Raw genomic sequence first — 25,228 nt, forward strand, 5'->3', positions numbered from 1 at the left:
ATCGCCCTATGGATTATTTCTTTCACAAAGACGGCAGCATGTTTGCCGAAGATGTTGACTTGCACGAAATTGCGCGCGAGGTTGGCACACCTTTTTACGTGTATAGTCAATCGACCCTTGAACGTCATTTACGCGTTTTTGACGATGCAATGACAGGACTAGATCGATTGATTTGTTTTGCTGTCAAAGCCAATAGCAATGTGGCTGTCTTAAAACTATTGGCTAAGCAAGGGGCAGGGGCAGATGTTGTCTCTGGAGGTGAGCTAAAACGAGCTCTCAAAGCGGGTATACCTGGAGAGCGGATCGTTTTTTCTGGGGTCGGTAAAAAGCCTTATGAAATGGATGCTGCCCTGAAAGTTGGTATCAAACAATTTAACGTGGAAAGCGAACCAGAGCTTGAGGTATTGAATGCGCGAGCGATTAAATTAGGAAAAGTCGCTCCTGTAGCCCTCAGAATTAATCCCGATGTTGACGCCAAAACCCACGAAAAAATTTCCACAGGCAAAGCAGAGAACAAGTTTGGAATTTCTTGGCTAAAGGCCAGGGATGTCTATGAAAAAATGAAAGAGATGGATGGCATTGCCCCTGTTGGTGTTGACGTTCATATTGGGTCACAATTGACAGATTTAGAGCCCTTCCGTTTGGCCTTTACAAAAGTGATAGAAATGGTCAAAGACTTACGGGAAGCCGGTCATGATATCACTCAGATCGATCTGGGGGGAGGATTGGGGATCCCTTATGGCGATTCAGCCGAAGCGCCTCCGCTCCCGAGTGTCTACGGGCAGATGGTTCAAGATGTCGTCAAAGAGATGATGGCAGAAGTTGATTTGGAGTTTATTTTTGAGCCGGGCCGACTGATAGCCGGAAACGCAGGGATTATGGTGAGCGAGGTCATTTATGTCAAAGAAGGTGACGGCCGTAAGTTTGTCATTCTTGATGCAGCGATGAACGACCTTGCACGCCCTGCAATGTATGATGCCTACCATAATATTGATCCCGTGAATTTGTCTGAGGAAGCGGAAGAAGAGCTTGTTGATTTTGTGGGTCCTGTTTGTGAATCTGGGGACACATTTGCAAAAGGCCGTCTTATTCAACCCTTAGAAGCGGGTGACTTAGTTGCTATAAAATCTGCAGGTGCTTACGGTGCCGTAATGTCGAATAGTTATAACACTAGGGCATTGGTACCTGAGGTTCTGGTGAGAGGGGATCAATTCTCAATCATCCGCCACAGGATAGAAGTTGATGAGCTGATTGGACAAGATCAAATCCCAAATTGGGTTTGATACCTTCCTTTGTAAGAGAAAAGATTGCATGAAGGGTTAATATCTGATTAAATTTTCGAATGAAAAACATTGAGGATAACCGTTCGTGATTGAACAAAATGCAAACTATGTCAGCATGGCAATCATTTTGCTTATTTTAGCAGGCTGCACTTATATTAGCGAACGGGAAAAGGCAAAATTTGGCACCCTCAGATTATTGCGCATAACCTATGTTCTGATGGCGATAGGGTGGCTAATTTCCCTTCGATTATCCAGCGATGGCATTTTCATCGCCTCAACTGTTTTAGGGGCTTTATTTGTCCCCTATTTTGCAGCCTATCCCTTTTTAAGATCTGGCAAACCAGTGCCTTTAATCTTTGTTTTACTCATCTTTACCCTGTCGACAGTTTCCTACAGTTTGATTATCCTGAATAGTCTACCTATGAATTATTTTTATTGGACCTCTGCTTTCTATGTGACGGTTGGCCTAGGTTTTGGCCTTTATTATACGCTGCAGAGTTCAATGGGGGAATTAAAAGCACATGCAGCCTTAATTACCATGCTTCTCCTAACAATTTTGATTGTGGATGCACGAGCAATTATCCACTACATCGCGGAACGAGGGTTTACAGAATATAAACCTGCTTATGACTATATTTGGGGGCCTGTATATGTGGGGTTAGCCTTGAGTGTTTTAGGTGGTTTCCTAGAAGAGTCGATTAAAACCAATAGACGCTTGATGACAGTAGATAAAGTGACAGGCTTGTTGAATCGCGAAGGCTTTGCTGCGAAAATTCAAAAGGACATTCAAGGTATTCAAGTCAATGGTATGTCGGTTATCCGCCTTCAAATTGGAAATTATCACCGCCTTGCAGATAAGGTAGGCTATTTCCCCATCAACAAAGAGTTACGTCTTTTCAAGAATAATTTAAAAGTGTCTATGCCCCATAATGCGATAATGGCGCGCTTGGGGGGCGGTGACTTTATTGTCTTATTGCCCAACATTGATCTCTATTTTTCTAAGCCTGCAACAGATGAATTTCTTCGGCTGATGAAGAGGGCGCAAAAAGACACTGGCGGTGCTTTACAATCAGATGATGACATCGCCTTTGCCGAAAACAACACCATAGAGCCTCCCTATGTGATTGGCGGTATAACACTTTGCAATAATGCAGAGGAGATTGACGCTGCTGTTGTTCGTGCGGAAGGCTACCTGGAAGAGGCAAAACTAACAGGTAGCAATCTTATTTTAACCGACAAAATGATATAATCAGATCAGACTTTAGTCTTTGGTGTTTCTAATCTTGAACAGCTTTGTCTTGTGTTTTCAAAGAAAAATCGCTTGCATTATGGCGTTCAAGGAGCTGCTCGCTTGGATCTCCCCATGCACGATTGACCATCCGACCACGTTTTACGGCCGGGCGGTTTCCGATCTGCTCGCTCCATCGTTTCACATGGGTATATTCGTGTACTGAGAGAAATTCTGCAGCCTCATAGAGGCCTCCATCCACAAGAACGCCGTACCAAGGCCAGATCGCCATGTCGGCAATAGAATAGTCTTCGCCTGCGATATAGCTGTTGTTAGCCAACTGTTTATCAAGAACGTCTAACTGGCGTTTTACTTCCATAGAAAAGCGATTAATCGGATATTCAAATTTTTCTGGCGCGTAGGCATAAAAATGACCAAACCCGCCACCCAAATAAGGAGCGCTGCCCATTTGCCACATGACCCAATTTATTGTTTCAGCACGCTTTTCTGAATCTTTAGGTAAAAATTCACCAAACTTTTCAGCAAGATATAGCAGGATTGAAGCACTCTCAAAAACCCGTACAGGTCCTTTCTGTGAAACACTATGATCCATTAAGGCAGGAATTTTGGAATTCGGGTTTGCAGCCACAAACCCACTGCCAAATTGATCGCCCTCACCAATATTTACTATCCATGCGTCATAGTCTGCGCTTGAATGACCTTTCTCTAAGAGTTCTTCAAGCATGACAGTCACTTTCACACCATTAGGCGTGGCGAGCGAGTAGAGCTGCAAGGGATGTTTGCCAATGGGTAAATCTTTTTCGTGGGTTGATCCCGAGATGGGACGATTAATATTTGCAAACTTTCCGCCGCTTTCGCTGTCCCATGTCCAAACGCTAGGGGGTGTATAGGGGGTATCACTCATTCTACTTCTCCACATTATCATTCATTTCATAAAGTAAGGTCTGAGCGTGCGTATGCAAGCCCCAAAGTTATCAACAAACTGTGAGCAACCGTATTTTTACCATAGGGATGGGGGGCGGAGAAGGACTGTTGTTTTTTACCAATCCCACTCATCTTCTTCAGAAGTCTCAGAATCCATGACCAATTGGCCAATGAGATCATACTCTTGGGCTTCGGTAATCAGACAGAAAACCATGTCACCAACAGAAAGGAAGCTGCCGTCAGGAATGATAACATTTCCATCAATTTCAGGGGCGTCAGCATAAGTGCGGCCGATAGCGCCATCTTCGGTAACTTCATCAATGATGACCGCCATTTCTAAGCCAATACGATCTTGTAATTTCTCGCGGCTGATTTCCTGGGCCACAGCCATAAAGCGATTCCATCGTTCTTCTTTTATGTCTTCTGGCACTTGATCAGGGAGCTCGTTGGCTGTAGCGCCTTCAACTGGCTCATATTTAAAGCAGCCCACATGATCGAGGCGTGCTTCCTTCAACCAGTCTAAGAGATACTGGAAATCTTCTTCGGTTTCCCCAGGGAAGCCCACAATAAAAGTTGACCGTATTACGAGTTCTGGTACTTGTTCCCGCCATTTGTGGATCCGGGACAAGACTTTCTGTTCATTTGCTGGTCGGCGCATAGACTTGAGCACTTTGGGACTGGCATGCTGAAAGGGAATATCCAAATAGGGCAATATCTTCCCTTCGGCCATCAAAGGAATGACCTCATCCACATGAGGGTAAGGATAGACATAATGCAGCCTAACCCAGACACCGAGTTCTCCAAGTGCCGCTGCAAGAGCGGTCATATGGGCGCGCACTGTTCGGGTGCCGCCTTCTTTATAAGTCCAGGTTTCTTCTGCATGCTTCAGGTCGATGCCGTATGCGCTGGTATCCTGAGAGATGATCAGTAATTCCTGACATCCTGCTTCGACCAGCTTCTCAGCTTCGCGCAAAACGGCCCGGACAGGCCGACTTTTATGCTTCCCGCGAAAGCTTGGAATGATGCAGAATTTACAACTGTGATTACATCCTTCAGAAATTTTCACATAGCTGAAATGTCTGGGGGTTAGACGGACCCCTTGCGGCGGCACAAGGTCCATATAGGGGTCGTGTGGGCGCGGCGCTGCTTCATGAACTTGATTGACCACCGTTTCATATTGATGGGGCCCAGAAATGGCCAAGACATCAGGGGCGACTTCGCGGATGGCATCTTCTTCCACACCGAGACAGCCTGTGACAATCACGCGGCCATTTTCAGTCATGGCTTCTTTAATCGCAGATAAGCTTTCTTCCTTAGCGCTATCAATAAAGCCGCAAGTATTCACAACCACAACATCTGCACCGTTGTAATCAGCAGCAATTTCATAGCCCTCGCTTCTGAGTTTCGTCAAAATGCGTTCACTATCCACAAGCGCTTTAGGGCACCCAAGGCTTACAAAGCCAACTTTCGATGTTTGATGTGTCATATGTCATCACCTGTAAAATCACGTTGGGCGGGATATAGCGGATATTGGCCCAAAAAGAAAGCTTTGTATGATGCTGTTGCCCTGTGTGCATTATATTATGTTCACCGCCTGCTCTGGGAATGACAATGGCCTAAAAATAGAGAAAGGCTGAAAAGTAACAGCGAAAAATGTAAAACCTACTCAAGTGAATGAACATTTCTGATCTATAGAGAACTATAACCACATTGGCAGAGCAAGGAGGAACCTGATCCCCTTTGTAGTTTTGTTTTTTTTCAACTATAGCAATATGGAACAAGTAATTGTTGTCTCATGCTTTTATAAGAAGTGTGCCTGAGATGAAAAGGGATGTTTATGAACTGGGTGAGAAAGCAACAATATCAACAACGAATGAACAGGGTGGTGGCTTATATAGAGCGTAATCTTGACAGCTCGTTTGTCCTTGAGGATCTTTGTACCGTTGCGAACTTCTCCAAATATCACTTTCATCGGCAGTTTTCTGACTATGCCGGAATGACAGTATTTAGATTGATCTCTAGGAAGCGAATGAAACGAGCGGCTTATCAACTTTTATTTCGAAAGCATCTGCCTATTACAGTTATTGCCTTTGACGCGGGTTTTGGAAGTGTTGAGGCTTTTTCAAAAGCATTTAAGCGCGAAATCGGCATGTCCCCATCCCTGTTCAGAAAAGATAAAAGTCAGGTGGCAAACCTTGATCAACTCCAGCCTTATCTTCAAGAAAGTGAGACAGAAATGAATGTTGAAATAGTCGATTTCCCAGAAATGAGGTTGGCAGTATTAGAGCATAAAGGGCCTCCAAAGATGGTGATGAATTCGGTTCAGAGATTTATCGAGTGGCGCAAGGGTAACCACCTACCACCAAGTAAAAGTAGAACCTTCAATTTGATGTATGATGATCCTGAGATTACAACACCAGAGAAGTACCGCATGGATATTTGTGCAGAATTAACAGGCATTCTAAAGCCAAATGACCACGGGATTGTAGAAAAGAAAATCCCTGCTTGCCAGTGTGCGCGACTTAGACATGTAGGTCCGTGGGAGAGTTTAGATGAAAGTGTTCGATACTTGTTTAGAGAATGGCTTCCAAAGCACAACAAGGATCTCATGGATTTTCCACTTTTTTTAGAAAGGGTAAATCTTTATCCTGAAGCACCCCAAAATGAATTGATTACAGATATATACTTGCCTCTTAAATCCTGATGGTTTTAGCCAGATCCTAACCAGCTCTCCTTTCCGCTCTTGCTTCACAAGATTCTGAAAAGCATGCATTGCCCTTCAGGCATTGGGTTCTATCCTTTTCCATGCTGAACGTTATCTGATAAAAGAAACTTGACCTGTCTATAGCTTTATAGTGTAGGCATTTATCAGCAGAGGAGAACATAGGCCTTATGTATCAAATATCTGATTTAGCGACGGCAGTAGGATTGTCCCGAACGGCTTTACTTTATTATGAGAAGATCGGTCTTCTTTCCTCTGCGCGGCTTGATAATGGATATCGAGTTTACGGAGAGAAAGAAGTCCAGCGGGTTCGATTGCTACAGCAACTTCAGGCAGGTGGTCTGACATTAAAAGAGTGCAAACTTTGTTTGGATGCTAAAATTGATAAAGATCTTTTGGAAAAACGTCTCAAGCTGTTGGACGAGGAAATTGAGCATAAACAACGCTCGCGCAGTTTACTGGCAGCCCTGTTAGGGCAGGGTGATTTGAGTGCTTGGCATGAAAGCTTAGATCAAGTGGCTCCAGACGCTCATTTAGATTGGTTAATGAAGCAAGGTTTTAGTGAAAAAGAAGCCTTGCAATTGAAATGGTTGTCAAAAGATATGAATGAACATGATGCTTATATGAAAGATTTTATGATGGTTTATGGACCGCTGGAGAGGTGGGCCCCAGGCAGCGAGGCAGATACCAGTATGGCGCTTTCCAAGGTGAGGCCAGCACCGAAAGCCATCTTGGAAATTGGCTGCGGAAAGGGACTGTCGACCACAGTTCTAGCCGCAGAAAGTCAAGCAGAAATTACGGCTGTAGATAATGAGCAAGAGGCGCTGAATGCGTTGAAAGCGCGTATGGAAAAGTTTGGATATGGTCACCGTTTAAAGACTCTCTGTGCCAGTATGACAGAGTTGCCTGTAGATCAGCACGCTTATGATCTTATTTGGTCAGAGGGAAGTGCCTATATTATGGGGGTGGAAAAGGCTTTATCTGTTTGGAAGCCTTTCCTGAAGGATCAAGGATATCTTATGCTTAGTGATCTGGTGTGGAAAACTGCATCCCCCAGCGAACCGACAGTTGAATTTTGGCAAAAAGACTACCCTGATATCCAGCAAATTGAAACCCGCCTTCATCAGATTGAAAAAGCAGGGTTTCACTGTATAGATCATTTTCCGCAGAGCCATGATGCTTGGCTCAATTATTATGCACCTCTGCAAAAACGGTTGACCGACCTTGCGCCAGACATGCCGAATTCTGTGGCTTTAAAAGACATACAACTCGAAGTCCGTCTGTGTATGAAATATGAGTCAGAATTTGGCTATCACATGTTTCTTCTGCAGAAAACCGCCTAGGCTTTTCAACGAGGAGGTTGCCTACAACAGAAGAGATGATATGCTGCTTGCATTCATTTTATGGAGGCTCTTATGAAATTTGTCATAGTCATTATATTCCTGACGATCAGTTCAGTCACGGCCCAGTCTGCAGAGAGCAAGAAGATTGAGAGTCTCTCGCCAGAAGAACGGATAGAACAAGCAGGCTTTATACTGCCAAAAGCTTCAACGCCTGTGGCTAATTATGTCACGTGGCGACGGTCAGGCTCCACCCTTTATCTTTCAGGCCATGTGGACTGTTACAAAGAGAAGCGTTTATACGGTAAAGTTGGCGCGGATCTCACTGTTGAGCAGGGTTATGACAGTGCACAGCGTATTGGTTTATGTATGCTGGCTACCATCAAGACAGCCGTGGGCGAGCTCTCACAAGTGAACCAGGTTTTAAAGATTACCGGCATGGTGAATTCAGCACCTGATTTTGGCGGGCAACCGCAAGTGATTAATGGATTTTCTGATTTGTTCGTTACTGCTTTTGGTGCAGCAGGAAAAGGCGCTCGTGCCGCCGTTGGAATGGGTAGTCTGCCTGCCAAACTTGCCGTTGAAATTAGCGCAATTGTTGAATTAAAAGAGTAAGAACTGGCTGAACAATGACCATTGAAATACGCATTCTAGACTATAAAAATAGCGATGAGACACAGCATTTGATTGATCTGCTGGATCATTATGCCAGAGATGAGATGGGAGGCGGTGTCCCTCTTTCTGAAAAAGTTAGAAAGAATTTAGCAAGTGAGCTTTCTGCATTACCCCATGCTTTTAGTATCATCGCTTATGTGGATGATAAACCAGCAGGCCTTGCCAACTGCTTTGAGGTCTTTTCCACCTTTCAATGTAAGCCAATCATCAATATCCATGATGTCATTGTGAAAGCCGACTTTAGGGGCTTAAAACTTAGTACAAAAATACTTGAAAAAGTTCAGTCTATCGCTGTTAAGCGAGGGTGCTGTAAAATCACCCTTGAAGTCCTTGAAGGCAATTATATTGCTCAGAATGCTTACAAGAAATTTGGGTTTAGTGGATATGAACTCGATCCCAAAGTTGGTCGGGCTCTTTTTTGGGAAAAAGCCCTCCCTTAAATTAGGCTGCTAGTCAGATGGGATTAAAATTATGTCTTGTTGAGGCGGAATAAGATATTCTGCGCCCTTCTCTTTGATGACGACCATTTCCTCCACAGAAATTGTTTTATATGTCCCATCTTTGCGTTTCCAGCTATGAAAACCATCAAAGGCGAAGACCATCCCAACTTTTAATTTTTTATGTGCGGCAGGGCGGACACTTTTCGTGCGGGACCCGCCTAGATTAGGTCCTGTATCGTGCGCGACATAACCCACGGGATGACCGGTAGACCAGGGGACATAGCCAGAGCCAGCTTTTTTCATCATGACAGATTGAGCTGCATCGACTTCAATACCCTTCACGCCTGGTTTCATCGCTTTGAAGGCAGCAAACCCTCCATTCCTGCCGCTTTCCCATGCATATTGGATATGATTTGGTGCTTTCGTTTCTCCCGGTTGAAGGACATAGGCAAACCTTTGGATGTCAGTGACCCAACGATCATGCACCCGAATGCCAAAATCTGTTTGGATTACATCGCCTGGCATGATGACTTTATTTGTTGAGTGCGAATGCCCCCGGTCTGGACCAGAGTTTACATTAGGATTTTGATCCGGGGCCCATGCGTCAGTTACGCCCAATTCTCGCATGCGCTTCTTTAAAAAGGCAGCCACATCAGCATCGGTCGTCTTGCCAGGGATGACATGCTTGTAGGCTTCAATTTGCAGAGCTGCTGTCAGAACGGCTGCTTTTCGCATAATTTCGACTTCTGCAGGTAATTTTATAGAAAGCCATTCATAGACAACCTGTTCAGAAGAAACCAGACGGCCTTTAAAGTCAGTCCCAAGATAGCCTTCTAACGTTTTGCGTTGTGTATAACTCAGTCCATCTGCCTGGGCGTTTGTATCAGAGGAATTAATTGCAAGAGTTTTAAAACCTTTTTCCTTAATAAAGGTAGCAGCTTCAGCCATTGTTGATTTCGATCTATCAACAGAAATAACAGTATCGTGGATATCCAATTCATCTAGGGCTGTGGATTCACTTGAAGGCGAAAAAGCTAAAGAGTGAAAACCAGTTTTGTCATGATAAAAAAGGAAGGATGCTGTTCCACCAGCATTTTCGCAGCCCACATGGTCCGCTAGAGGGTCATTATTATTTTCACGACAAATGACAAGCCACGCATCGACACCGGTAGTTTTTAAAGCAGCAGGCAAGAGTGTTTTAATGCGCTCAATTCTGATGGCAGGCCACGGTGAGGGGTCTTGTGCAAGGACACTTATCAGGGGGTTTATGAGTAAAATAAGGAACAGAATAAGTGATTTATGCATGAAAAGGTCCTTCATTGAGAATTTCCTGAAATCATAAAGAAAAGGCTGGAGAAATCCAGCCTAATCCGTCAATCTGGTCCTTCTCTTTGCAGAGGCTATCCTAAAGCTTTTACACCTGGCAGGTCTTTGCCTTCCATCCATTCAAGGAAAGCTCCTCCTGCAGTAGAAATATGGGTCATTTGATCTTTCACGCCAGCATGGGCCATAGCCGCGACGGTGTCACCGCCTCCCGCAACAGACAGAAGGTCACCTGCTTCAGTGGCGGCGCCTGCGGCTTTTGCTAACGCCACTGTCGCCCTGTCAAAGGGTTCCATCTCGAAAGCGCCCATGGGACCATTCCAGAGCAGAGTGTTGCTCTCAGCTATAACCTTTGTCAGGACCTCTACGGTTTCAATGCCAGCATCTAGAATCATTTCCCCGTCATCGACATCTGTATTAGGGATGGTGCGATTGTCGGCATGAGCTTTGAATTCATGCGCGACGACAACATCATTGGGTAAATGAATTTTACAGCCTTTGTCTCTGGCCTTTGAAAGAATGAGTTGTGCTGTTTCAGCCAAATCATTTTCGCACAGGCTTGCACCCACTTCTATTCCTTGGGCAAAGAGGAATGTATTGGCCATGCCGCCACCGATGATCAAGTGATCCACTTTTTCAACGAGATTTTCAAGGACGGCTAGTTTGCTGGATACTTTCGCGCCGCCGACAACAGCACAGACTGGTTTTTTCGGTGCGCCAAGTGCGTTTACGAGAGCGGTCAGTTCTCGTTCCATGGTTTTTCCCGCAGCAGAAGGTAACAGCTGAGCAATTGCCTCGGTAGAGGCATGAGCGCGGTGTGAGCAGGAGAAGGCATCGTTAATGTAAACATCGCCCAGAGCCGCAAATTGAGCAGCAAGGCCGGGATCATTCTTTTCTTCACCCGGATGGAAGCGCGTATTCTCTATGAGAATAACATCCGTATCTGGCAGGGCATCAGATAGGGTTGCAAAGCCGACAGGGGTTTCAAGAACTTCTGAGAGCGCAGGTATGACCTGCTTAAGGCTCATATCTTCAATCACTTGGCCTTTTGGGCGACCGAAGTGGGCGAGCAGGACGCAGCGCCCGCCAGAAGCCTTCACAGCATCAACTGTTGGCTTTACCGCGAAAAGACGGGTTTTGTCCGAGACTTGGCCGTTTTGCATAGGGACGTTAATATCAACACGGATAACAGCTGTCTTACCGGCTAGGGAGCCGAAATCTTCAATCGTTTTAAAACTCATCCTATTTTCCTTAGAATTTACTGATAATTTGGTCGAGAAGGATCATGACTTGCTTGGATGCATCGTCGGCTTTTTGAATAGCAGCTATAGCGGCACTTATATCACCGCTGGCATAGGCTTTTGACGCCTCAATACCGGCTTGGTGCACTTGCTTGTGTGGGGCTTCGAGCTGACGCCATTCCGGCAAGCTTGTGAGAGCTGGATTTGTCTGGGTGTCATACCATTTTCCGAGGCGACACTGATGATGATCAGAAAGTTCATTGGCCTTCAATACGATTGAGCCAGCAAGCATTTGAGAAAGCTTGCGCATCCAGATCATATGGTCAGATTTTGCAGCATAGAGTGTGGCTGAGAGGCCACTTTTTTCAACGAAATAATTAATACTCTCGGCAATGGGTGTTTCTGTTTCATTCAGCTGATCGATCACTTGTTTTATGCTGTCACTATTTTGCTGACTGCGTTCTACAATAATGGCAGCACCATTCGAAACTTCTGACGTAGCAGAGACTTGTTGTTCAAGAATGGTATTGATCTCAGACATATGAGCATTCACACTATCAACTTGCCTCGAAATGCCATGCATTTCTGCAGTAGATTGTTCGATAACAGTCCGACCTTCTGACACTTTTGTTTCACCGTCTTCCATGGTGCCTACAATGGCTGACATCTCTGTACGGAGGGCTTCAATTCGGCTGCGAATTGTATCGGTGGCTGATGCTGTTTGATTAGCCAAGTTTTTTACTTCACTGGCAACGACAGCAAATCCCTTTCCTGCATCCCCTGCTCGTGCTGCTTCTATGGTGGCATTCAAGGCAAGAAGATTTGTTTGCTTGGCAATATCTTCGATGTCTTTGACGATTTTACCGATTTCTTCAGAAGTTTTCGACAGTTCTGTCACACGCTCACCCGCTGTGTGCACAGCACCAGCAATCTCTTCCATACTTTTCTGAGCATTATCAGCAGCAATGATACCTGTAGCTGCGCTTGTAGCAACTTGATCTACCTCCATCGAGGCTTGCTCTGCGCTGCTTGAGATTGACTTGACAGAGGAAGACAATTCTTCAATTGCAGAGGCAATCGACTGAGACTGACCATTCACATCTGTAATATACCGGCTCATCCGAGCAATGGATGCCATCCCCTTATTGGCGATTATTGAATAGTCTACAGTGCGCTTTAAATTTTCTTCAGATCGACTGACACTTTTATCGGCAAGAATATTTACTTTAGCAAGAAGGGGCGAGTCCCCACTACAGTCCCCTTCAGAAGCCGTGAAGTTTCCATTGATGAGGTTGTCTAGGGCCGCTTCAACTTTCGCGAGGTCTTCGGTCATGAGCTTACTCCTCTGTAATTATAACTTTATGGTCTTAATTTCAGGTCATAATTTCAGGCCTTTATTTGGTAGGGCTCTGAAATGAATATGGCCGCCCAAAGGTGATGAGGCGGCCATAAGAAAGTCTTGAATATAGAAAATTCACTTAGCCAAGTTTTGCCATCAAGACCGCTGTATCTGACATACGGTTTGAGAAGCCCCACTCGTTATCATACCATGATAGTACGCGAACAAAGTTGCCTTCCATGACTTTGGTTTGGCTTGCATCGAAGCTTGAGCTGTGAGGATCATGGTTGAAGTCAATTGATACACATGGCATCTCTTCATACCCGAGAACGCCCTTAAGATTACCTTCAGCCGCTTCTTTAATCGCACTGTTGATTTCTTCCGCTGTCACATCACGCTTTGCTACAAACTTCAGATCAATCATAGAAACATTTGGTGTTGGAACGCGGATCGCTGATCCGTCCAATTTTCCTGCAAGTTCTGGAAGAACAAGGCCAACAGCTTTCGCAGCCCCAGTAGACGTAGGAATCATGCTCAGTGCTGCTGCGCGAGCACGGCGCGGATCTGAATGTAGGGTATCTAACACAGGTTGATCCCCTGTATAAGCATGCACAGTTGTCATATACCCATGTTCGATGCCGCACAGATCGTTCAGAACTTTTGCAACAGGGGATAGGCAGTTTGTCGTACAAGAAGCATTGGAGACAATTGTGTCAGAGGCTTTTAACGTATCATGGTTCACCCCGTAAACGATTGTCGCGTCAGCATTGGTGCCTGGGGCAGAAATAAGAACTTTTTTTGCACCTGCAGTAATGTGCTTTTCAGCCGCTTCACGTTTAGTAAAAATACCCGTACATTCCATAGCGACATCAACATTCTCAACACCCCAAGGTAGCTCTTCTGGGTTGCGAATGGCTGTCACGCGAATGCGGTCGCCGTTCACGACAATGGCATCGCCGTCTACTGTCACTGTGCCAGGGAAACGACCATGAACACTGTCACGGCTTAAAAGATATGCATTCATATCTACATCGCCCAAGTCGTTAATTGCGACTACTTTGATATCTGTGCGACCACTTTCGTAGATTGCACGAAGAACATTACGGCCAATTCGGCCAAAACCATTAATGGATACACGAACAGTCATCGTTCACTCCAATTCATATATGTTAAATTTGTGGGACCTTATTAATACTATGGCTTATCTTTTACCTCCGGACAAACCATAATAATTAATTCTTTCTTAAAGCTTTTCTTTCACGGCTGCAACTAATGCATCGCTCGTTATGCCAAAATATTTATACAAATCACTCGCAGGGGCAGAAGCGCCAAAGCTGTCTAAGCCTATGTTTATACCGTCAAGGCCTGTATATTTACACCATCCATAAGTGCTGGCGGCTTCAATAGACGCTTTCACAGTACCTTCAGGAAGAACAGAGGCTCTATATTCAGCGGACTGACGATCAAAGAGATCAGTGCTGGGCATTGAAACAACGCGTGTTGGTGTGCCTTCAGCTTCTAGAGCTTGTTGGGCAGCCGCTGCAATTTCAACCTCTGTGCCAGAGGCCATAATGACAACTTTTGGGTTGCCGCTTGAAGCTTCGTGTAAGATATAGCCACCTTTTCCGCAGAGGTTTTCAGTGTTGTGCGTCGTTCTTTGCTGAATTACGCCTTGCCGCGATAGTGAGAGAATTGACGGTGTTTCAGTTGCATGAAGCGCAAGCTGCCAACATTCAGCTGTTTCTATGGCATCACAGGGTCTGAAAACATTCACATTTGGCATTGCACGAAGGCTGGCTAAATGTTCAACCGGTTGGTGAGTTGGACCATCTTCCCCGAGACCAATGCTATCGTGAGTCATCACGTAAATAGCTTGTTGTTTCATTAAGGCTGCAAGACGGATAGCAGGACGCGCATAGTCTGTGAAAACCATGAAAGTTCCACCATATGGCTTGAACCCCCCGTGAAGTGCTAGACCATTCATTGCGGCGCACATGCCAAATTCTCGAATTCCATAATACATATATGACCCTGAGAAATCATCAGCTGTTACAGCTTTCATACCACTAGTGAGGGTCAAGTTTGATCCTGTAAGATCGGCAGACCCACCAACGGTTTCTGTGAGTTCTGCATTTACAACCTCAAGGGCCATCTGAGACGCTTTCCTAGTTGCTACTTTCACAGGTTCAGCTGCAATTTTCGCTTTATAAGCGCCCATTGCGTCATCGAATGTCGCTGTAAGATCTCCAGAGAGTCTGCGGTCGTAGTCAGCTTTAACATCGCTTGAGAGCGCATTATATTTTTCTTTCCAAGCCGCAGAAAGTGTCGCGCCATTTTGGCCAGCTTCTCTCCATGCCTCTTGAACATCGTCTGGAATTACAAAAGGCTCAGCTTCCCAACCTAAGGCTTCTCTGGTGAGGGCAATCTCTTCCTCTCCTAAAGGTGCTCCGTGTGTTGAGGATGTCCCTTGTTTATTTGGTGCGCCGTATCCAATGGTTGTTTTACAGGCGATTAGGCTTGGTTGGTCTGCTTCCTTTGCCAATTTTATGGCAACTTCGATGGCTTCAGGGTCATGACCATCAATGGCTTGAACATGCCACCCAGCAGCCTCAAATCGACCGCGCATGTCTTCTGATGTTGTCATGCCTGTATCACCGTCAATACAGATACTGTTGTCATCCCAAAGAAGAACCATTTTTGACAATTTAAGGTGACCGGCCATAGAGATGGCTTCTTGTGATACACCTTCCATTAAACAACCATCGCCCGCAATAATATAGGTATGGTGATCTGAGATATCAGAACCAGTTCGTGCAGCTTCTAGACGTTCACCGAGCGCCATTCCTACTGATGTTGCCAGTCCTTGGCCTAGGGGGCCTGTTGTCATTTCTATGCCTGGCGCTTCGCCGAATTCTGGGTGGCCAGCTGTTGGGCTATGCAATTGACGAAAGTTTTTAATGTCTTCCATTGTCATGCCATCATAACCCGTTAAATGGAGTAAGCTATAAATCAACATAGAACCGTGCCCTGCGCTTAGCACGAATCTATCGCGGTTTGGCCATTCAGGCCATTGTGGATCAAAACGCATGAATTTAGAAAAAAGAACTGTAGCAACATCAGCCATGCCCATGGGCATACCAGGGTGACCAGAGTTGGATTTTTGGATGGCATCCATGCTTAAAGCTCGGATTGCGTTGGCCATTTTATTGTGCATTTCATTTTCAAGAAGTTCTGTATCAGACATAATGATTCCATCGATAAAAAAGTTAAGCAGCAGCCTTCTATTTCAGGACCAGCATAGAAGACGAAATTTTTCGACAAAATGGCCTTTTGCGTTGAAAAGGTCAAGAATATAGGTGCGAAGAGAGCATATTTATGTCATTTTTCTTGGATTAGTGAATGATAATTGACCTGATCATAGAAAGTCCGTTAGTCTAGTCATTCGAACTTTGGAAAACGCAGCAATTTTGACCTGCCTTAGGAGAAGCTCATGCCATCAGATTTTGGCGATTCGCTATCAAATGCTCAAGAGAGACTTGGCGAGGCCTTGACTGTCATGCGCCGTAAAATGGAGACGCAGCAGCATCAACTTAACGGCCTCACTGATGAGAATGCTCATTTGAGAAACCTTCTGGAAACTCGGGTAGAACAGGTCAGTCCGTCGGATAATAGTGACCATGAGGCAGAGTTGGAGCGCCTCAATCAGGAAATTGCTGAACTGAGAGAGCAAAAACTCACGATTAAAAAGCGGTTGGATAGTGCGATTTCTGGGATTGAAACAGCGCTTGAAGAAGAAGCAGCACGTCTTGCCGGTGAGTAAGAGGGTGAGTGATTTTAAGGGGAATGAACCATGGCTCAAGTAACTGTATCCGTCAGTGATAGAAGCTACACACTTGCCTGTGCAAGTGGTGAGGAAGCTCGACTAAAAGAATTAGCAGATTATGTCGATAGTAAAGTAGCCTATCTGAAAGAAAAATTAGGTCATTTGAGCGAAGGCCGCGCGCTTTTGATGGCAGCTATAATGATTACAGATGAGCTGCAAGACGTGAAAGCAGGGCATGGCGATACTATGCCGCTTTCTACCGGCTTATCTGAAGAAACAGTAGCCGGCTTGATGAATGATGTTGCTGCAGAGTTAGAGACAATAGCAGCCGAATAAAGCAAACCCGGCATTATAAATAAACAAGGCCTGCCCCCAATAAGATGAGGGCAGGCCTTTATAGATTATAGTTGATGAAAAAGTTTATGTATCAGTTTTCTCTTTTGCTTTTTTCTTCATCTTCATTTTTTCTTTTTTCATTTTCTTGCTTTTTTCTTTCCACTTCATCTTCATTTCTTTCATGCATTTGCCTAAAGCTTCTTTTTCCGTCATGCCTTTGGCTTTGCACTTTTCTTTCCATTTCATTTTCATTTTTTTATATTTGGCATCCATTTTTTTCTTTTTATCGCCGTGATGGTCTACAGCAAGTGCACTTGGCTCAAGAGTGGATGGTGTGGAAAGGGCGGTCGCTGCGCTAACGCCTAATGTTGTGGATACTAAAAATGAAACGAGTACTGCTTTTCTAATCATGGTCATTCTCCCTTATACCATAAAGTCGTGATGCCCCCATCAGGTTTTGGTACTCCTTACGTGGGATAACTTTCAGATACCCACCTCAAAAAGTAAAGCATATAATGAAATTTAAACTAAAGTGTATTGAATGCTGAGTAGATTGCAAAGCTCATCCTTGCAATGCGGCACATATTTGATTATATGAGCAACGCGGGTTCTGAGCTGTGCGCAGTAGGTACGCAATACTTCCCGGGGCTATAATCACCTCCAGGGAGCTGTCCCTGACTTAGACCGTGGTCTTCGATATACGGCGCCCACCTGTTTTTTACAGGTTCCGGAGAATATAAACGCTGACACGGCAGACTTGGTTCCCGCACCTTTCAAAAGGATTAACTGTGACCTCAAAAAAATCTCAATTACGCGCCCACGCAAAGCATATTCGCTCTGGCCTCAAAGAAATGGGGGGACTTGATGCGATTGAACAGGCAACCTTTCATGCAAAGCAACTTTTGAAGGGCATTGATTCCGCTGTTACTGTCGGCCTTTATCATCCAATAGGCGATGAGATGGAAACGCGTTACCTTGCACAGAGTTTACAGACCATGGGCCGTCAAACTGCATTGCCCTGTGTTAAAGATAAGCATGCAGCGCTGATATTTCGCCTTTGGGAAAGCGGGGATCCTCTTGTTAAGGGGGCCTATGGCACCCGGGAACCAGAACCTGAAGCGCCGGAGATTGTGCCAGGTGTAGTGTTATGTCCCCTTCTTGCCTATGATAAGAATTGTTACCGCCTTGGCTACGGCGGCGGATTTTATGATAGAACGCTGATGAAATATCCCGTGATGAAAGCTTTTGGCCTTGCCTACGGTGGACAAATCGTCGACAATCTAATAGTAGAAGATCATGATGTACCTATGCACGGGATCATTACAGAGAGCGGGTTGATTTTACCGCAAAAATAACATCCTGCTTACAGGGCCAATGCCTAATGAATGGCACTAGGTGGAAAGTTTAATGAATTATGCGAATTTTATTTCTTGGTGATCTCATGGGGCGCAGTGGTCGTGATGCAGCGATAGCAAAATTACCAGATCTGAAACGCCAACTGAAACTTGATTTTATTATTGTGAATGCAGAAAATGCGGCTTCTGGATTTGGAATGACCAGCAAGATATGCAATCAGGTCTTTGACACGGGCGCTCATGTGATTACCGGTGGAAATCATAGTTTTGACCAAAAAGAAGTCTTGAGTATTCTTGATAGCGATAAACGCATCCTAAGGCCTGCAAATTATCCTCAACAAACACCGGGGCGTGGGTATCATGTTTACGAAGTCGCCATGCGTAAAATCTTAGTTATTAATTTGATGGGACGTGTTTTTATGCATCCAGTTCTTGATTGTCCTTTCGAGACCGTGGATACCATTCTTTCTAAATATCGTCTGGGAAAAACTGTGGACGCGATTGTTGTCGATTTCCATGGTGAAGCGACCTCTGAAAAAATGGCGATGGGTCACTATCTTGATGGCCGCGTTTCCATGGTGGTGGGAACACATAGTCATGTGCCCACAGCCGATACGATGATTTTAAACAAAGGGACCGCTTATCAAACGGATGCAGGCATGTGCGGGGATTATGATAGTGTTATTGGCATGACGAAAGAAGAGCCAGTTAGCCGGTTCGTGACCAAAATGAATAGGGAGCGCTTTAGCCCTGCTCAAGGTGAAGCAACCCTATGCGGCACCTATGTGGAGCTTGATCGCAAAGGAATTGCTCACCGCATTGAACCGGTTCGCATTGGCCCGCGATTATTACCCCATATCCCAAAAGTCTAAGACTACATCATCTCAAGTCTAGCAGGTGTGACCAGCTGTCCGCAACATCTTGCCACTGACAGTCAGTTTGTCCTATGGACCAGCGGATGACAGATTTCTTGTTGATAACTGAACGTGTGAGGTATGTATATCCCGCATCATTGACCGCTTGCAGCAAGGCATCAGTTTTCTCACAGCCGTCTTTATGCTTGAAGGTGAATAGGGAGAACCTTGGTTCCGTCACAATCTCAAAGTCGGGATGATCTGATACGAGAGCGGCTAGCTTTTCTGTCCAAAGAATATGGTTTCTAATTCTTTCTTGGATTGCATCCACGCCTTGACCTCTGAGGACAAACCACACTTTAAGGGCCCTCATTCGCCTGCCTAATTGAATTCCCCAATCGCGGTAGTCGGTCACACCCTCATTGGATTTGAGATATTCAGGCAGTATGGTTAAGGTTTGGATCAAGCGGTCTTTATCTTTCACAAAATGGGCTGAGCAATCAAACTGTATACCCATCCATTTGTGGGGGTTGAAAACATAGCTGTCAGCAAGGTCAATACCATCCATAAAGGCATGAAATTCCGGACAGACCATCGCACTTCCTGCCCATGCTGCATCCACATGCAGGTAAATGTCATGGGCTTTGGCAATTTCACCAATGCGACGCAGTGGATCAATTGCTCCCATTCCGGTAGCCCCTATACAGGCAATGATTCCGGCCGGGATGTGCCCAGCAGCTAGATCCCGCTCAATGGCAGTTTCTAAGGCGATATGATCCATACTGTGATCACGACGTGTGGCTACAAAGTGAATATTACTACTTCCGAGTCCCGCCATCTTCATGGCTTTTTCAATGCTGGAATGGGCCTCGTGGGTAACATAATATTTCAATTTTTTTTCACTGTAGAGGCCCTGAGTATTACTTCTGTCATCAGTGGCTTTCTCTCGGGCGCAAAGGAGTGCACAAAAAGTTGCGCTGCTTGCCGTGTCTTGAATAACGCCGGACCAATCTTTGGGGATCGCAATTAGCTGACCTAGCCACTGCATCATTTTTTCCTCAAGCTCTGTCGCAGCAGGTGATGTTTCCCATAGCATGCCGTTGACACCCACTGCAGAAATAAGCATTTCAGCAAGCTGACTCTCTGGCGTTGAATTGGAAGGGAAATAGGCAAAGAAACGAGGGTGCTGCCAGTGGGTTATGCCCGGCATGATGATAGACTTAAAGTCTTCAAAAATAGTCTCGAAATTTTCTGCTTGTTGAGGGGCTTCATCTTCAATTTGAGCCGCGATGTCCCCAGGCTCACACTGTGATCGAACAGGATAGTCACGAACATTTTCCATATAGTCCGCTACCCAATCCACAAGCTCATGGGCATGTTTTCGAAAGTTATTTGTCTTCATAGTGGTCTCATTTTTGAAAAGAAAAAGGCGATAAAATTCAAATAAAGGTTACAGATTAGTATATTTCCCGAAGGCAAAATACAATTTATCCACATCGATTGGCTTACTAATGTAATCAGTTAAACCGGCGGCTATATATTCTTCGCGGTCGCCTTTGATGGCGTTCGCAGTCAGTGCGATAATGGGCAGTGTATCATAGGCGGGGCACTCAGTACGCAAGACTTGTTGAGTCTCGACACCATTCAGGCCAGGCATGTTGATATCCATGAGTACAAGATCTGGGACAACAGAGTCCTCAGCCTTTGCATAATCAATGATGTCTTCACCGCATTCAAAAAGCAGCGCTTTGGCACCCCATTTCTCGATAAATTGAGTGACCAGCATTCTGTTAATCGCATTGTCGTCTACAGCGGCAATGACTAAACTTTTTTGACTAGGGCCTGGATCAAACGCTGGGGTCGTCGCTAGTTTTTGGTGTTGTTTTGCAATGGCAGCATCGAAAGTTAAAGTAAAAGCGGACCCCTCTCCAAGAGAGGAAGTGACACTTAAATGCCCCTCAATTATTTCTGCGATCTGTGCACAAATGGCAAGACCAAGGCCTGTGCCTTGAGCATAGATTTGCGATGTATCATGGACCCGTTCAAACCGATTGAATAAACGCGCTTGCCCTTCTGAAGAAATCCCAACGCCTGTATCTATAATCTCGATTTTATACTCTGCTTTGCCATTTTCGTCCGGGGTCGCATCCATAATGATACGCACGCTGCCTTTGTCTGTGAATTTGATCGCGTTGCCGACGAGATTCACGATGCATTGGCGAAGTAATTTTTGATCATGGTTTATAAAAGAGTGCTGCTCAGGGAGCAAATTAGATACAACTTTTACTGACTTGCTTAAGGTCTGAGGTTCTAAGGCAGCTTGAATATCTTGAACCAGTTTGTTGAGGTCAAAGCTGGCTTTGCTCACTTCAACTTGTCCAGCTTCAAGGCGAGAGAAGTCTAGTAAGTCATTGATAAGTTCAAGGAGTGTATGAGCAGAAAGGTTAGCGGTTTTAATATAATGCTCAATACTGGGGTCTTTATTCTCTTCTTCAAGTAAATCAAGAAATCCAATAATGCCTGTAAGGGGGGTGCGAAACTCGTGGCTCATATTGGTCAAAAATTCTGATTTTGCAGCACTGGCAGATTCCGCAGTGGTCTTTGCGTCTTCCAAGGCTTTTGCTTGTGACGATAATTCTGCTGTCATGCTATTGAAGCTGCGACTGAGCGACGCAAATTCATCGCGGCCTTTTATAGGGACCTGGACATTCTTAATTCCTTGTTGAAGCTCTTTTGTTGCATTCATCAAAGGGATAAATTGGACATTAAACTTTTTGCGGATTAACCAATTGGCAGCGACACTGAAAAAGACCAAGGCTCCAAAAATAAGCATGGCCGGGAAGAGAGCAAGACGGACAATATTCACCTGTAAACTTGAATAATCTTTGACAACAAGCAAAGTATACAGCTCTCTCTGGTCCGCAGAGTTAATGATCAACCCTGCATATCCAAGGGCTGCTTGGCGTGTCTGACTAAGTTCGACGATTGAATCGCCGGTCTTCATGACGGATGTGATAATTTCTGGAGAAAAGTCATAGTCGATTTCCGAAATATTCTTACCTTCAAAAATGCCTCGATGAGAGAAGAGAATTGTGTTGGAGTCGTCGAGTAAGAATACAGCTTTCATTTTAGGATCAAGCTGAGTGTAGAAAATGTCTTGGCGTACCATCAGTTCATCTCGACCCAAAATAGCATTAATCCGCCCTTGCAGAAGACTGAGATGATTTTCAAACTCACTTTTCGCGAATTCATTACTAGAGGAGTGAATTGAAGGGAGGAGAAAAACTAAGAAAAATAGGACCAATACAATGGAGATTTCCATAATAATCAGAGGGAAGAGGTTTCTAAAGGCAATATTTTTAAACATTATTGCCCTTCTCTTAGAATCGGTAGAACAAAATCATCAGCTATTTTTAAATGTGCGCCGACCACGGCTCTTTTATCTTCTGGCAATTGCGCCAACAGCAGTTGCTTAATTTTTGCGCCGTTATTTTTTAGATAGTCAATATTGTCTTTAATGGACATGAATTTAATATCTTTAACCTCAATTGCAAAATCATCGGGCTTAATTAAGCTAGGTTTATAGGCTGACTCATTGCCCATCGCGTTCAAGTAATTTTGAGTTTGTATCCATCCCTTGATGAGGGCTCTTACTTTATCAGGGCGCGAATTGAGCAGGTCTGTACGAACACAAAGGACATCGATGATTTCCCCCGGGATATTGCGGCTAGAAAATATGGGTACACCGCCGCCAGCAAGAGCTTTAAACCGTGAATCACCAAAGGTTACTATGGCATCTACCTCGCCATTTAGGAACATCTCAACATTATTTTGATAACTGCCGTAAACCGCTGTGACATCAGACTTACTGAGATTATGAATTGTCAAAGCCCGGGTTAAAAGATAATCAACTACAGCATTCCGAGACGTTGCGATCTTTTTCCCTTTTAAGTCAGCAACGCTTTTGATCGATGGATGCGCTATAAGGACATCGCCGCCGTTAGAGCTGTCCATGACAAGCACAACAGAAAGATTTATGCCTTGCATAGACCAAGCCGCAATTCTATTCAAAGAGGTCGCAATCCCGTCTAAGGATTTATTGCGCAAGGCTTGATATAAAGTGAGCGAAAAAGGTGTTTCAATGAGTTTAACATCGCTGGAGCGATAAAATCTTAATTTTTCAGTTAGATAGAGATGTTCAAAACCAACCCATGTATTACTCCCTACAATCAAAGGGTTGAGAGGTTTACTTTCCAAACAGCCAGAGAGCAGAATGAAAAAAGGAAGCATGATGAAACATCGTAGCTTCATTCTTATAGCACTTAAAACTGCGTTTAAAGCCATACATCTATCCTGTTATCATTTGAATCTCATTTGAATCTCATTTGCAGGTAAATAGTTTACATATTTAGGGCAGGGGCGCAAAGTAAATTGGAAAGATATTGGTTTTTAACTGATTTTGGCTAGTCGCTAATGACGAATAGAGCCTGATGTGCTCCCCAATTTGCCCTACTGAGGGACTGATCGAGCTGATCGCCTTTTGCATCGAAGGGTACGAAGGCATCAAGGGTTAACCCTTCAGATTCTATAAGATCCAGCATGTCTTTGACAGTGCAAAAGTGGATATTAGGTGTATTATACCAAGTGTAATCAAGATGTCGGGTAACAGGCATTTTCCCATTCATCAATAGTTGCAGCCTTATTTTCCAGTGGCCAAAATTAGGGATGGTGACAATAGCTTTTTCACCGATCCGGAGCAGTTCTAGCAACACTTCCCGTGGCTGTCTAACTGCCTGCAAAGTTCTTGATAAAACGGCATAGTCAAAGCTTTTATCAGGATAGTCTTTGAGATCTACGTCGGCATCCCCTTGCACCACATAAAGTCCTTTTGACACGCATGTATTCACGCCAGCTTGCCCAAGTTCCATACCGCGACCATCAACCCTCTTGTTGTGAACAAGCCACTGGAGTAGGTCACCATTTGCGCAGCCGACTTCGAGAACCCTGCTCTCGGGAGCGATAAGGTTTGCGATTAGCTGTAAATCGGGTCTTAGGTCTTTGCTCTGACTATCCGTCATCCCGTTGGTCCTTCATAAGCCTAGCCTCTGCTGATTGGATAAAGCCTGTCATCATCTTATCCATTTCAGGGATGTCGAGCAGAAAGCTATCATGCCCTCTATCACTGGTGATGGAAGCATAAGAGACAGGCACACCAGCAGCGTTAAGGGCATGCGCGATGCGTTTGTTTTCTTCTGGCGGGTAGAGCCAATCACTGGTGAAGGTAATCACAAGACAAGGCACGTCGGAAGCCTTTTTAAAGGCGTCCGCAAGTTTTCCCTCATAGCGGGCAGCAATATCAAAATAATCCATGGCCCTTGTGATATATAAATAGCTGTTCGCATCGAAGCGATCCACAAAGCTACTGCCCTGATGTCTTAAGTAGCTTTCGATTTGAAAGTCCGCCTCAAAACCGTACGTCGGCGCATCGCGGTCTTGCAGGTTACGTCCAAATTTATCCATCAAGCCGTCCTCGGATAAATAAGTAACATGGGCAGTCATTCTTGCTACTGACAACCCTTTTCTTGGGAAAGTGTCATGCTCTTGATATTTGCCGTCGCGCCATTCTGGATCCGCCATCACGGCTTGTCGGCCAATTTCATGGAAAGCAATATTTTGTGCACTATGCTGAGCTGCGGTCGCTAGCAACATCATACTGCCAACCCGATCTGGATAATCCACAAGCCATTCAAGTGCCTGCATGCCGCCCATAGACCCCCCTATCACCATGAAGAGTTTTTGAATTCCAAGGGTGTCAGTCAGGCCAACTTGTACTTTGACCATGTCATTAATGGTAATAACAGGGAAATCAATACCATATATTTGACCAGTTTCTGGGTTGATTTCTTTCGGTCCTGTTGTGCCAAGGCAACTGCCTAAGACATTTGAACAGATGACAAAATATTTGTTGGTATCAATTAATTTGTTGGGGCCGATAATTCTTTCCCACCAGCCAGACTTTCCGGTGAGAGGGTGAGTACTAGCCACATATTGATCTCCAGTTAAAGCATGACAAATCATGATGGCATTGCTTTTATCAGAGTTGAGTGTGCCGTATGTTTCATAGGCCACTTGCACAGGTGAAAGGGTCACCCCACTGTCTAAAATCAGGGGGGAGGTTTCAAAGAGCGTGGCAACTTGACTTGCTATTTTATGTGCTTGCTTGACCATAAATGATTTATACCTTTTGCTTTCCCTAACAAAATGGGGGGGCTGTGGCAATATTCCTTTGCTTTTGAAGGATGATTTTTCTATGTCTAAGGCAGG

Annotated in this window: 23 protein-coding genes and 1 other RNA gene; 11 read left to right on the forward strand and 13 right to left on the reverse strand. The window is 44.9% G+C overall.

Translation table 11 applies throughout. The features are described 5' to 3' along the window. The first annotated feature begins 8 nt into the window (after positions 1-8). Positions 9-1,283, forward strand: coding sequence for a diaminopimelate decarboxylase (gene lysA / locus QGN29_RS06385; protein WP_310799865.1), 1,275 nt, complete (start codon positions 9-11; stop codon positions 1,281-1,283). Positions 1,284-1,368: 85 nt separating this feature from the next. After that, positions 1,369-2,532 (forward strand): GGDEF domain-containing protein, encoded by a 1,164-nt coding sequence (locus tag QGN29_RS06390; protein WP_310799866.1) that lies wholly within the window; start codon positions 1,369-1,371, stop codon positions 2,530-2,532. 28 nt (positions 2,533-2,560) lie between these two features. On the opposite strand, the gene yghU is transcribed toward QGN29_RS06390, so the two are convergent. After that, positions 2,561-3,436, reverse strand: a complete 876-nt coding sequence (gene yghU, locus QGN29_RS06395; RefSeq protein ID WP_310799867.1) for a glutathione-dependent disulfide-bond oxidoreductase — start codon at positions 3,434-3,436, stop codon at positions 2,561-2,563. Positions 3,437-3,571: 135 nt separating this feature from the next. Beyond that, a complete protein-coding gene (gene rimO / locus QGN29_RS06400; RefSeq protein ID WP_310799868.1) occupies positions 3,572-4,942 on the reverse strand; it encodes a 30S ribosomal protein S12 methylthiotransferase RimO in 1,371 nt (456 codons plus the stop codon). Between the two features lie 345 nt (positions 4,943-5,287). Between rimO and QGN29_RS06405 the strand changes: the two genes are divergently transcribed. From QGN29_RS06405 to QGN29_RS06420, 4 genes are all read left to right on the forward strand, one after another. Continuing rightward, a complete protein-coding gene (locus QGN29_RS06405) occupies positions 5,288-6,160 on the forward strand; it encodes an AraC family transcriptional regulator (RefSeq protein WP_310799869.1) in 873 nt (290 codons plus the stop codon). Between the two features lie 188 nt (positions 6,161-6,348). Further along, complete coding sequence (locus QGN29_RS06410) at positions 6,349-7,521, forward strand: MerR family transcriptional regulator (RefSeq protein WP_310799870.1); 1,173 nt, start codon at positions 6,349-6,351, stop codon at positions 7,519-7,521. A gap of 72 nt (positions 7,522-7,593) precedes the next feature. Further along, positions 7,594-8,133, forward strand: coding sequence for a RidA family protein (locus QGN29_RS06415; RefSeq protein WP_310799871.1), 540 nt, complete (start codon positions 7,594-7,596; stop codon positions 8,131-8,133). A 14-nt stretch (positions 8,134-8,147) separates the two neighbouring features. Further along, the gene (locus QGN29_RS06420; RefSeq protein ID WP_310799872.1) at positions 8,148-8,633 is read left to right on the forward strand and encodes a GNAT family N-acetyltransferase; all 486 of its coding nucleotides are present in this window, start codon (positions 8,148-8,150) and stop codon (positions 8,631-8,633) included. A gap of 9 nt (positions 8,634-8,642) precedes the next feature. On the opposite strand, the gene QGN29_RS06425 is transcribed toward QGN29_RS06420, so the two are convergent. The 5 genes from QGN29_RS06425 to tkt all read right to left on the reverse strand — a co-directional run bounded on the left by QGN29_RS06425 (position 8,643) and on the right by tkt (position 15,780). After that, the gene (locus QGN29_RS06425) at positions 8,643-9,938 is read right to left on the reverse strand and encodes a M24 family metallopeptidase (protein WP_310799873.1); all 1,296 of its coding nucleotides are present in this window, start codon (positions 9,936-9,938) and stop codon (positions 8,643-8,645) included. A 95-nt stretch (positions 9,939-10,033) separates the two neighbouring features. Then, positions 10,034-11,197 (reverse strand): phosphoglycerate kinase, encoded by a 1,164-nt coding sequence (locus QGN29_RS06430; RefSeq protein ID WP_310799874.1) that lies wholly within the window; start codon positions 11,195-11,197, stop codon positions 10,034-10,036. A 10-nt stretch (positions 11,198-11,207) separates the two neighbouring features. Beyond that, complete coding sequence (locus QGN29_RS06435) at positions 11,208-12,530, reverse strand: methyl-accepting chemotaxis protein (protein ID WP_310799875.1); 1,323 nt, start codon at positions 12,528-12,530, stop codon at positions 11,208-11,210. Between the two features lie 145 nt (positions 12,531-12,675). Then, the gene (gap, locus tag QGN29_RS06440) at positions 12,676-13,683 is read right to left on the reverse strand and encodes a type I glyceraldehyde-3-phosphate dehydrogenase (protein WP_310799876.1); all 1,008 of its coding nucleotides are present in this window, start codon (positions 13,681-13,683) and stop codon (positions 12,676-12,678) included. A gap of 96 nt (positions 13,684-13,779) precedes the next feature. Next, positions 13,780-15,780, reverse strand: coding sequence for a transketolase (gene tkt / locus QGN29_RS06445; protein WP_310799877.1), 2,001 nt, complete (start codon positions 15,778-15,780; stop codon positions 13,780-13,782). A gap of 246 nt (positions 15,781-16,026) precedes the next feature. Here tkt and QGN29_RS06450 point away from each other — a divergent pair, with 246 nt between their 5' ends. Together QGN29_RS06450 and QGN29_RS06455 are read left to right on the forward strand one after the other, a co-directional pair. Beyond that, entirely contained in the window at positions 16,027-16,356 is a 330-nt protein-coding gene (locus QGN29_RS06450; RefSeq protein ID WP_310799878.1) for a hypothetical protein, read from the forward strand. A gap of 30 nt (positions 16,357-16,386) precedes the next feature. Next, positions 16,387-16,695: a cell division protein ZapA gene (locus QGN29_RS06455; protein WP_310799879.1), complete on the forward strand. Its 309-nt coding sequence runs from the start codon at positions 16,387-16,389 to the stop codon at positions 16,693-16,695. Positions 16,696-16,779: 84 nt separating this feature from the next. Here QGN29_RS06455 and QGN29_RS06460 read toward each other — a convergent pair whose 3' ends face one another. Then, positions 16,780-17,106 carry a hypothetical protein gene (locus QGN29_RS06460; protein WP_310799880.1) on the reverse strand — a complete coding sequence of 109 codons (327 nt, stop codon included), beginning with the start codon at positions 17,104-17,106 and terminating at the stop codon, positions 16,780-16,782. Positions 17,107-17,299: 193 nt separating this feature from the next. On the opposite strand from QGN29_RS06460, the gene ssrS reads away from it, so the two are divergent. From ssrS to QGN29_RS06470, 3 genes are all read left to right on the forward strand, one after another. After that, positions 17,300-17,463: non-coding RNA, 6S RNA (gene ssrS / locus QGN29_RS14520), on the forward strand. 20 nt (positions 17,464-17,483) lie between these two features. Next, entirely contained in the window at positions 17,484-18,050 is a 567-nt protein-coding gene (locus QGN29_RS06465; RefSeq protein ID WP_310799881.1) for a 5-formyltetrahydrofolate cyclo-ligase, read from the forward strand. Positions 18,051-18,109: 59 nt separating this feature from the next. Next, positions 18,110-18,922, forward strand: coding sequence for a TIGR00282 family metallophosphoesterase (locus tag QGN29_RS06470; RefSeq protein WP_310799882.1), 813 nt, complete (start codon positions 18,110-18,112; stop codon positions 18,920-18,922). Between the two features lie 7 nt (positions 18,923-18,929). On the opposite strand, the gene QGN29_RS06475 is transcribed toward QGN29_RS06470, so the two are convergent. From QGN29_RS06475 to metX, 5 genes are all read right to left on the reverse strand, one after another. Continuing rightward, the gene (locus QGN29_RS06475; protein ID WP_310799883.1) at positions 18,930-20,306 is read right to left on the reverse strand and encodes a pyridoxal phosphate-dependent decarboxylase family protein; all 1,377 of its coding nucleotides are present in this window, start codon (positions 20,304-20,306) and stop codon (positions 18,930-18,932) included. A 48-nt stretch (positions 20,307-20,354) separates the two neighbouring features. Then, complete coding sequence (locus tag QGN29_RS06480) at positions 20,355-22,271, reverse strand: ATP-binding protein (protein ID WP_310799884.1); 1,917 nt, start codon at positions 22,269-22,271, stop codon at positions 20,355-20,357. Continuing rightward, the gene (locus QGN29_RS06485; RefSeq protein ID WP_310799885.1) at positions 22,271-23,248 is read right to left on the reverse strand and encodes an ABC transporter substrate-binding protein; all 978 of its coding nucleotides are present in this window, start codon (positions 23,246-23,248) and stop codon (positions 22,271-22,273) included. Before QGN29_RS06485 ends, QGN29_RS06480 begins: the two co-directional genes overlap by 1 nt. 119 nt (positions 23,249-23,367) lie before the next feature. Next, positions 23,368-23,982 (reverse strand): methionine biosynthesis protein MetW, encoded by a 615-nt coding sequence (gene metW, locus QGN29_RS06490; protein ID WP_310799886.1) that lies wholly within the window; start codon positions 23,980-23,982, stop codon positions 23,368-23,370. Beyond that, complete coding sequence (gene metX, locus QGN29_RS06495) at positions 23,972-25,132, reverse strand: homoserine O-acetyltransferase MetX (protein ID WP_310799887.1); 1,161 nt, start codon at positions 25,130-25,132, stop codon at positions 23,972-23,974. The genes metW and metX overlap by 11 nt, the downstream gene beginning before the upstream one ends. Positions 25,133-25,228 lie beyond the last annotated feature (96 nt).

This window comes from Temperatibacter marinus (assembly GCF_031598375.1).
GTDB classification, from domain to species: domain Bacteria; phylum Pseudomonadota; class Alphaproteobacteria; order Sphingomonadales; family Kordiimonadaceae; genus Temperatibacter; species Temperatibacter marinus.

Bases quoted from the DNA above. Each gene is read 5' to 3' on its own strand.
- QGN29_RS06470 (WP_310799882.1), top strand. From the start codon at position 18,110: ATGCGAATTTTATTTCTTGGTGATCTCATGGGGCGCAGTGGTCGTGAT.
- QGN29_RS06415 (WP_310799871.1), top strand. From the start codon at position 7,594: ATGAAATTTGTCATAGTCATTATATTCCTGACGATCAGTTCAGTCACG.
- yghU (WP_310799867.1), bottom strand. From the start codon at position 3,436: ATGAGTGATACCCCCTATACACCCCCTAGCGTTTGGACATGGGACAGC.
- metW (WP_310799886.1), bottom strand. From the start codon at position 23,982: ATGACGGATAGTCAGAGCAAAGACCTAAGACCCGATTTACAGCTAATC.
- rimO (WP_310799868.1), bottom strand. From the start codon at position 4,942: ATGACACATCAAACATCGAAAGTTGGCTTTGTAAGCCTTGGGTGCCCT.
- metX (WP_310799887.1), bottom strand. From the start codon at position 25,132: ATGGTCAAGCAAGCACATAAAATAGCAAGTCAAGTTGCCACGCTCTTT.
- lysA (WP_310799865.1), top strand. From the start codon at position 9: ATGGATTATTTCTTTCACAAAGACGGCAGCATGTTTGCCGAAGATGTT.
- QGN29_RS06405 (WP_310799869.1), top strand. From the start codon at position 5,288: ATGTTTATGAACTGGGTGAGAAAGCAACAATATCAACAACGAATGAAC.
- tkt (WP_310799877.1), bottom strand. From the start codon at position 15,780: ATGTCTGATACAGAACTTCTTGAAAATGAAATGCACAATAAAATGGCC.
- QGN29_RS06420 (WP_310799872.1), top strand. From the start codon at position 8,148: ATGACCATTGAAATACGCATTCTAGACTATAAAAATAGCGATGAGACA.
- QGN29_RS06425 (WP_310799873.1), bottom strand. From the start codon at position 9,938: ATGCATAAATCACTTATTCTGTTCCTTATTTTACTCATAAACCCCCTG.
- QGN29_RS06410 (WP_310799870.1), top strand. From the start codon at position 6,349: ATGTATCAAATATCTGATTTAGCGACGGCAGTAGGATTGTCCCGAACG.
- gap (WP_310799876.1), bottom strand. From the start codon at position 13,683: ATGACTGTTCGTGTATCCATTAATGGTTTTGGCCGAATTGGCCGTAAT.
- QGN29_RS06480 (WP_310799884.1), bottom strand. From the start codon at position 22,271: ATGTTTAAAAATATTGCCTTTAGAAACCTCTTCCCTCTGATTATTATG.
- QGN29_RS06485 (WP_310799885.1), bottom strand. From the start codon at position 23,248: ATGGCTTTAAACGCAGTTTTAAGTGCTATAAGAATGAAGCTACGATGT.
- QGN29_RS06475 (WP_310799883.1), bottom strand. From the start codon at position 20,306: ATGAAGACAAATAACTTTCGAAAACATGCCCATGAGCTTGTGGATTGG.
- QGN29_RS06460 (WP_310799880.1), bottom strand. From the start codon at position 17,106: ATGATTAGAAAAGCAGTACTCGTTTCATTTTTAGTATCCACAACATTA.
- QGN29_RS06435 (WP_310799875.1), bottom strand. From the start codon at position 12,530: ATGACCGAAGACCTCGCGAAAGTTGAAGCGGCCCTAGACAACCTCATC.
- QGN29_RS06430 (WP_310799874.1), bottom strand. From the start codon at position 11,197: ATGAGTTTTAAAACGATTGAAGATTTCGGCTCCCTAGCCGGTAAGACA.
- QGN29_RS06450 (WP_310799878.1), top strand. From the start codon at position 16,027: ATGCCATCAGATTTTGGCGATTCGCTATCAAATGCTCAAGAGAGACTT.
- QGN29_RS06455 (WP_310799879.1), top strand. From the start codon at position 16,387: ATGGCTCAAGTAACTGTATCCGTCAGTGATAGAAGCTACACACTTGCC.